6 protein-coding genes and 2 pseudogenes are annotated in these 6,996 nt (G+C 75.4%); 4 read left to right on the top strand and 4 right to left on the bottom strand.

Annotated features, from left to right (window positions below):
* Nucleotides 1-358: 358 nt before the first annotated feature.
* Nucleotides 359-1,066, bottom strand: coding sequence for a FadR/GntR family transcriptional regulator (locus IH13_RS0116660; protein ID WP_031085196.1), 708 nt, complete (start codon nt 1,064-1,066; stop codon nt 359-361).
* A 183-nt stretch (nt 1,067-1,249) separates the two neighbouring features.
* Between IH13_RS0116660 and IH13_RS0116655 the strand changes: the two genes are divergently transcribed.
* From IH13_RS0116655 to IH13_RS0116640, 4 genes and pseudogenes are all read left to right on the top strand, one after another.
* On the top strand, nt 1,250-1,492 hold the full coding sequence (locus tag IH13_RS0116655) for a hypothetical protein (protein WP_031085194.1): 243 nt from the start codon (nt 1,250-1,252) through the stop codon (nt 1,490-1,492).
* Entirely contained in the window at nt 1,489-2,391 is a 903-nt protein-coding gene (locus IH13_RS0116650; RefSeq protein ID WP_082317627.1) for an ABC transporter ATP-binding protein, read from the top strand. The genes IH13_RS0116655 and IH13_RS0116650 overlap by 4 nt, the downstream gene beginning before the upstream one ends.
* Nucleotides 2,392-2,742: 351 nt before the next feature.
* Nucleotides 2,743-4,009, top strand: a pseudogene (locus tag IH13_RS37660) (phosphoribosyltransferase family protein).
* A gap of 50 nt (nt 4,010-4,059) precedes the next feature.
* Nucleotides 4,060-4,623 carry a GNAT family N-acetyltransferase gene (locus IH13_RS0116640; RefSeq protein WP_031085190.1) on the top strand — a complete coding sequence of 188 codons (564 nt, stop codon included), beginning with the start codon at nt 4,060-4,062 and terminating at the stop codon, nt 4,621-4,623.
* A gap of 230 nt (nt 4,624-4,853) precedes the next feature.
* Here IH13_RS0116640 and IH13_RS0116635 read toward each other — a convergent pair whose 3' ends face one another.
* The 3 genes and pseudogenes from IH13_RS0116635 to IH13_RS0116625 form a co-directional block, all read right to left on the bottom strand.
* The gene (locus IH13_RS0116635; protein ID WP_031085188.1) at nt 4,854-5,297 is read right to left on the bottom strand and encodes an anthrone oxygenase family protein; all 444 of its coding nucleotides are present in this window, start codon (nt 5,295-5,297) and stop codon (nt 4,854-4,856) included.
* Between the two features lie 328 nt (nt 5,298-5,625).
* Nucleotides 5,626-6,394, bottom strand: a pseudogene (locus IH13_RS37655) (ABC transporter permease).
* On the bottom strand, nt 6,391-6,996 hold a 606-nt coding region (locus tag IH13_RS0116625; RefSeq protein WP_031085185.1), incomplete at its 5' end, for an ATP-binding cassette domain-containing protein. The pseudogene IH13_RS37655 and the gene IH13_RS0116625, both read right to left, overlap by 4 nt.

Here is a 6,996-nt window from a genome sequence, read left to right as displayed (position 1 = left end):
ATGTGTATAAGAGACAGGTGGTGGTCCGGGGGTTCCGGCCGGTGGGGGTGGCAGGTGCGTCAGGGCTGAGGTGGGGGTCCTCAACGACCGCTTCGGCATGCGTGTCTCCTCGCGGGAATCGTCGGCCAAGCGGAGGCCATTGTTCCCGTAGGCGGTGAACTCCCGGTAGACGGCGGGGTGTTCGAATTTGCCGCCCTGGTACCGCGTCGGCTGCCTCGGTGCCACCTCGGCCGTCCCGGTGCGGCATCGGCCGTCCCGGTACCGCCTGGCCGTTCCGGCACCGCCCCGGCCCTTCCGAAGCGCCCCCGCGCCCCCGCGCCCCGGGTGCCGCACCGGTCGTGTGCCGGCGCCCTCCGTGTCACACCGTGCGCAACCGCTCCAGCGTGGCGGCCAGTTCGTCGCGCAGGGTGCGGCGGGCTCGGTCCGGCTCGCCCGCGACGACGGCGTCCACCAGGGCGGCGTGGTCCGCGTCGCCGTGGTCGGGGTCGGCGGTCCGCAGGGCGAGGAGGTCCAGCATGTCGGTCAGCCCGGTCCGCAGCGCGGGCACGAACTGGGTGAACAGGGCGGTCAGTACGGGGTTGTGGGCGGCGGCGACGACGGCGGCGTGCAGTGCGATGTCGGCGTCGACGAACGCGGCGTTGTCCGCGCGCCCCGCGGCCCGGCGCCCGGACAGAGCCTCCTCCAGGGCGCGTACGTCCTCGTCCGTACGGCGCAGGGCCGCCAGGTGCGCGGCCTCCACCTCGATGAGCATGCGGACCTCGTAGACGTCGGTGACGGCCGCGCGCCGCAGCTGGGTGGCCCAGTCCTCCTCGGGTTCCGTCGCGATGACGAAGACCCCGGCACCCTGGCGCGGCCGGACGAGTCCGGCCCCGGCGAGCGCCCGCAGCGCCTCCCGGACCGTGGAGCGCCCCACACCCAGGGACGCGGCCAGGGCGGTCTCGGCGGGGAGCTTCGTCCCCACCGGCCAGGCGCCGCCCGCGATCCTCTCGCGCAGACGCTCGGTGGCCTGCTCGACCAGGGGGGACGGCCGCAGAGCGGCCAGTTCGCCGAGCGGGGCCTGTGCCATGCCGTCCACCTTCCTACAGACCTCAGCTTGTCTGAGGAGTTGGGTTTCCCCTACTGTACCGGCATGCCGCAGCGCGAGCTCCTTCTCCTCGACTGCCGTTGCGGGACCTGACCACGACCGGCCCCCCGCAGCAGAGGTCGGGCCGCGCCGGTCCCAGGACGGCCGAGTGAAAGAAGTACCCCCGTGCCCGTTTCCGCCGGAACCACGGCGTTCCCCACCCTGCGTACGGCGGGGGTGACGGCCGATGTCCTCGGCCACTCCGGGCGCGTGGGCGACGCCGGGCCCGACTCCCCCGCCGTCGCCCACGCCCTGTACCGGGTGGACGGTGCCACGGCCTGGGGTGCCGGGTGGGACGCCTCGGCCCTGACCGCGTCGCTCTCCTCGGCCCTCGCCGCCGGCAACCGCGCCCGCCGGGTCCGGTCATGAGCGCGGAACCGCTCGTGGGCGTGGCCCCCGGCGCGGGTACGGGCCCGGCCGTGGCCGGTGTCCCGGTCCTGTGCGCGCGTGCGGTGGACGTCGTCCGGGACGGCCGGCCGATCCTCAGCGAGGTGTCGTTGACGGTACGGGCCGGTGAGCACTGGGCGCTGCTGGGCGCCAACGGCGCGGGCAAGAGCACCCTGCTCGGCCTGCTCGGCGCCCTCACCCACCCCACCCGCGGCACCGTGGACGTCCTGGGGCACCGGCTGGGCCGGGTGGACCTGCGCACCCTGCGTACGTACGTCGGCCACGTCGACCCCCGGCACGCCCTGCGCTCCCCCCTGAAGGTCCGCGACGTGGTGCTGACGGGGCTGACCAACAGCGTCGAGCGGGTCCCCCGGTGGCGCCCGACGCCCGAGCAACTGGCCGAGGCGGACCGCCTCGTCGGCCTGCTCGGCCTGGGCCACCGCCGGGAGGCGCTCTGGCCGACCCTGTCCCAGGGGGAGCGCGGGCGTGCGCTGATCGCGCGGGCCCTCATGCCCCGTCCCCGGCTGCTGCTGCTCGACGAGCCCGCGACCGGCCTGGACGTGGCCGGGCGTGAGCAGCTCATCGAGCGGATCGACACGCTCCAGCAGAGCCGTCCGGAGCTCGCGTCGGTCCTGGTGACCCACCACCTGGAGGAGCTGCCGCCGGGGACGACGCACGCGGTGCTGCTGCGTGACGGGCGCTGCCTGGCCGCCGGCCCGGTCGACGAGGTCCTGACCGGCGGTCTCGTGAGCCGCTGCTTCGGCCACCCGGTCCGCCTCTTCCGCGCCGAAGGGCGCTGGAGCGTGCGGACCGGGCGGACGGCGGCCTCGCCACGGTCGGACCGACCGGGCCCGGCCGCGGACGAACCCCGAGCGGGCTGACCGGGCAGGCACCAGGCGGCCGTCGGCCAGGGGCGTGGGCCAGGGGGCGCGGGCCAAGGGGCGCGGGCCAGGGGGCGCGGGCCAGGGGGCGCGGCTCAGGGGGCGCGGGCCGGGGCGGCCAGGAACGCGGGCCAGGGGCAGCCGGGGGTCCGGCCGCCCTACCCGCCCCGCGCCGCGCCGTTTCCCGCAACCCGGGGCGGCCGCCCCGGGTTGCCGGGCGCCTCCCCATGGGTTTGCGTCGAAGGTGGGGGTGTGGGTCCGCACAGGCGGGTCCACGACGCGGTACGCGGGACCGGGCAGGGGCGGACCACGCCCGCCGGGAGGTCCCGGGGACGGACGGAGGCGACCACAGTGCAGTTCATCGACCGTACGGACGCCGGACGCAGGCTCGCGGCGGAGCTCGGCCACCTCGGACCACGCGAACCTGTGGTCCTGGGACTGCCACGCGGCGGGGTCCCGGTGGCGTTCGAGGTGGCGCGGGCGCTCGGCGCCCCGCTCGATGTGACCGTGGTCCGCAAACTGGGCGTCCCGTACCACCCGGAGCTGGGCTTCGGGGCCATCGGGGAGGGCGGGGCGCGGGTCATCAGCGACGAGATCGTCCGCCACGCCGGAGTCCGTGAGCAGGACCTCCTGGACGTCGAGCACGCCGAGGAGGCGGAGCTCACCCGGCGGGCGCACGCCTACCGGGAGGGCCGGTCGCGGCTCCCGCTGCGCGGGCGCGCGGTGATCGTGGTGGACGACGGGATCGCCACCGGGTCGACCGCCCGCGCGGCCTGCCGGGTGGTCCGGGCGCAGGGCGCCGCCCACGTCGTCCTGGCCGTCCCGGTGGCCTCGCCGGACGTCGTCGCCCGGCTGCGCGAGGACGTGGACGAGGTGGTGTGCCTGTCCACCCCGACGCCGTTCTCCTCCGTCGGCGAGTGGTACCAGGACTTCTCGCAGACCTCCGACGAGGAGGTGGTGGCCCTGCTGGCACGGGCGGGCGTCGGCAGCAGCGGCGCGGTGACCGAGACGGTCGAGGTCGAGTCGGGCGGGACGGGGCTGGCCGGCGACCTGGTGCTGCCCGCCGCCACCGGTGCGGTGGTGGTGTTCGCCCACGGCTCCGGCTGTGTATAAGAGACAGGCCCTGAACCGGGCGGGCCTCGGCACGCTGCTCCTGGACCTGCTCACGCCCGGGGAGGAGACGGACCGGGCCAACGTCTTCGACATCGGGCTGCTCGCGGACCGGCTGGCGGACGCCACGCGGTGGCTGCGCCGCCGGGTGGCCGTCCCGGTGGGCTCCTTCGGGGCCAGTACCGGGGCGGCCGCCGCGCTCCGGGCCGCCGCCGCGACGGACTCCGGTGTCGGTGCCGTGGTCTCCCGGGGAGGGCGCCCGGACCTCGCCGGTGCGGACCTGGCCGCCGTACGGGCGCCGGTACTGCTGATCGTGGGCAGTGACGACACCACGGTGATCGACCTCAACCGGCAGGCGCAGGAGGCGCTGCACTGCGAGAACCGGCTGGAGATCGTCCCGGGCGCGACCCACCTGTTCGAGGAGCCCGGAGCCCTCGAACAGGTCGCGGACCTGGCCCGGGACTGGTTCACCGCGCACCTGGTACCGGGCCGGGCCGGCGGCATCTGAGCCCGGCCCTATCCTTTCCCGCACCGGACGGCACTGCGGGAGGGGCGGCGATGCGCATACGCACCGTGGACGGCGAGGGCGTACGCGCGTACGCCGACGGGATCGGGCGGGTGTACACGGAAGCCTTCACGGCCCCGCCGTGGAACGAGGACCCCGCGACGGCCGGACGGTACGCCGAGCGGCTCGCCGCCGACACGGCGCGCCCCGGCTTCAGGGCCGGGCTGGCCCTCGACGAAGGCGGGGCCGTCACCGGCTTCGCCGCCGCCTGGACCACCCCCGTGCCCTTCCCCGGCGACGGCACGTACGGGCCCGTCGCCGAGGCCCTCGGACCCGACCGGGTGCGGGAGTGGCTGTGCGGGGCCCTGAAGGTCGACGAACTGGCCGTCGCCCCCACGGCGCGCGGCACCGGCACGGGGGGCGCGCTGCTGGCGGCGGTCACCGAGGACGCGCCGGGCGGCCGGTGCTGGCTGCTCAGCTCCCTGCACGCCGAGGCCGCGCTGCGCTTCTACCGGCGGGCGGGATGGCAGCGGGTGCCCGCTCCGGTCCCCGGCAGGGCCGGGCTCGTCGTGCTCCTCGGCCCGCACCATCCGGCCGGGGCCGCCCTTCCCCGCTGAGCCTGAGCGCGGATCTCCTGGCAGGCCAGGTACTGGACGGAGCTTGGATCGGTTCAAGTAACGCGGTAAGAGAGTGGACACCCCGGCGACCGTCAGACACTCCTCCGCAGCCCGCTCCTCCCCCTCGCTCGCGCCACGGCGTTCCCTGAACTTCTCGCGGCCCGGTGCCGTGGCCCGGTGCCGCGGGCCGGTACCGCGGGCCGGTGCCGCGAGCCGGTGCCCCGGGCCGGTCAGAGTGCGGCGAGCGTCAGCAGCGTGAAGGCCGCCAGGGAGAAGGCCGTCCGCGCCTGGTGGAGAGTGTTCCAGCGGGACTCGAACGCGGCCCGCGCCGCGGTGTCGTCGCCCCCCTCCGCCTCGGCCAGCGCCTTGTTCAGCGGGATGTTGCCCACGACCGTGACCAGGTGCCCGGCGACCGCGCAGAGCAGCCCGGCCAGGACCACCGGCCATCGCGGTGTCCCCGTCGCGAGCACGGCGGCCGGGAAGCCGGCCACTCCGGCGAAGAGGACCAGGAAGACCGGCCCGGGCACCGACTCGTTGAAGCGGCGCATGGCGGCGGCGAAGTGCTCGTCGGGCAGGGCCGCGAGACCGGGCATGACCGCGATCAGGAAGGTCAGCAGGAGCCCGGCGTAGAGGCCGGTCGTGAGCACGGCGGCCATCATCAGTACGGAGGACATGGCGCTCATGATGGTGCGCCGGGCGCGCCCGCACAGCCGATTCCGCACATTCGTGCGAGCCCGTCGGCGGCCTCGGCCGAGCTCGCCCTCCTCCGCCCCGGCCGACCGGTCGCCGCGCCCCTTGATCCGGTCGGCCTGGTCGATGGCAGTGGTGAGCTCGGTCACCGGGCCGGCCGTCCTCGGTGGCGGCGGCCGGCTTCCGTGCCCGGGCGGCGAGTTCGCCCGACGCCAGGGTGCCGGGCAGGTCCCCGTTGTTGGCCGGGGCGTCGGAGAGCAGGACGACCCGGTTGTCCACGCCCTTGCGGTGGCCCTCGGCGGAAGGCGAAGTTCAGGACACGATGTCCTTGCGGCCGAACCCACGGAAGGCCAGGGCGAAGAGGATCACGGCGTACGTCACCGAGACCGCCGCGCCCTTCGCCATCCCGCTCCACTCCAGGTCCAGCTGGAGCGCGTCCGCCCACGCGAACTGCCAGTGCGCGGGCAGGAACTCGCGCCAGGTCCCGAGGGCGGTCACGGCGTCCAGGACGTTGCCGACGATGGTGAGCCCCACCGCGCCGCCGACCGCGCCGAGCGGTGCGTCGGTCCTGGTCGACAGCCAGAACGCCAGCCCGGCCGTGACCAGTTGGGAGACGAAGACGAACGCGACCACGAGGGCGAGCCGCGCGGAAACCGAGGGCGACCACCAGCTTGCTCCACAGCAGCCGGGCCCGGGGCACGGGCGCGGCCAGCAGGTAGCGCAGCGAGGACCAGCTCGCCTCGGAGGCGACGGTGTCCCCGCAGAACAACGCCACCGGCACCACCAGCAGGAAGCCTGCGGAGACGAACAGGTTGACGGCGGCGAAGTTGGCGGCGGAGTCGGTGGCGACGTCCATGAGGTTGATGCGCGAGCCGCTTCGGCCGCCCCCTTCGCCGCCGGGTGTGCCGCCGATCGCGAAGGCGATGATCAGGACGAACGGCAGGGCGGCCAGCACCCCGCCCATGAGCAGGGTGCGGCGCCTGCGCAGCTGCCGCATCGCCTCGACGCGCAGCGGCAGGGTGCGGCGGGCCTGGTAGCCGGGGGCTTCGGCGAGGCTCTGCAGCTCGGTGGCGGGGCTCATGCGGAACCTCCGGAGATGAGGGTGAGGAAGGCGTCCTCCAGGCGGCGGTGCGGTCCGACCCCGGTCACCGGCACGTCCAGCCGGACGAGTTCGGCGACGAGGCCGGGGACGGTCCCCCCGTCGAGCCGGACGAGCAGCCCACGCCCGTCGTCGGTGCGGACGGCCGAGCCGACACCGGGCAGCACGGCGACCTTCTCCGCGAGCGGTTCGGACACCTCCCCGGCGGTGGTCACCAGGATCATGTCGCCGGAACCGGTGATCTCGGCGACCGGACCGGCTTGGACGAGCCTGCCCCGGTCCATGACGACGAGGTGGGTGCAGGACTGTTCGACCTCGGAGAGCAGGTGGCTGGAGACGATCACGGTCCGGCCGCCGGCCGCGTACCGGATCATCACGTCCCGCATCTCGCGGATCTGGGGCGGGTCGAGGCCGTTGGTCGGCTCGTCGAGGATGAGCAGGTCCGGCATCCCGAGCATGGCCTGGGCGATGGCGAGCCGCTGGCGCATGCCCTGCGAGTAGGTGCGTACGGCACGGGCCAGGGCGTCGCCGAGCCCGGCGATCTGCAGGGCCTCGTCGAGGTGCGCGTCCCCGGCGGGCCGCCT

The organism is Streptomyces sp. NRRL WC-3549, from assembly GCF_000721935.1.
Taxonomy (GTDB): domain Bacteria; phylum Actinomycetota; class Actinomycetes; order Streptomycetales; family Streptomycetaceae; genus Streptomyces.
Note: the sequence above shows the minus strand (reverse complement) of the source record. Positions and strands in the feature narration are given on the sequence as shown.

Coding starts and splice junctions, on each gene's coding strand:
- IH13_RS0116660 (WP_031085196.1), bottom strand. CDS start 1,066: ATGGCACAGGCCCCGCTCGGCGAACTGGCCGCTCTGCGGCCGTCCCCC.
- IH13_RS0116650 (WP_082317627.1), top strand. CDS start 1,489: ATGAGCGCGGAACCGCTCGTGGGCGTGGCCCCCGGCGCGGGTACGGGC.
- IH13_RS0116640 (WP_031085190.1), top strand. CDS start 4,060: ATGCGCATACGCACCGTGGACGGCGAGGGCGTACGCGCGTACGCCGAC.
- IH13_RS0116635 (WP_031085188.1), bottom strand. CDS start 5,297: ATGTCCTCCGTACTGATGATGGCCGCCGTGCTCACGACCGGCCTCTAC.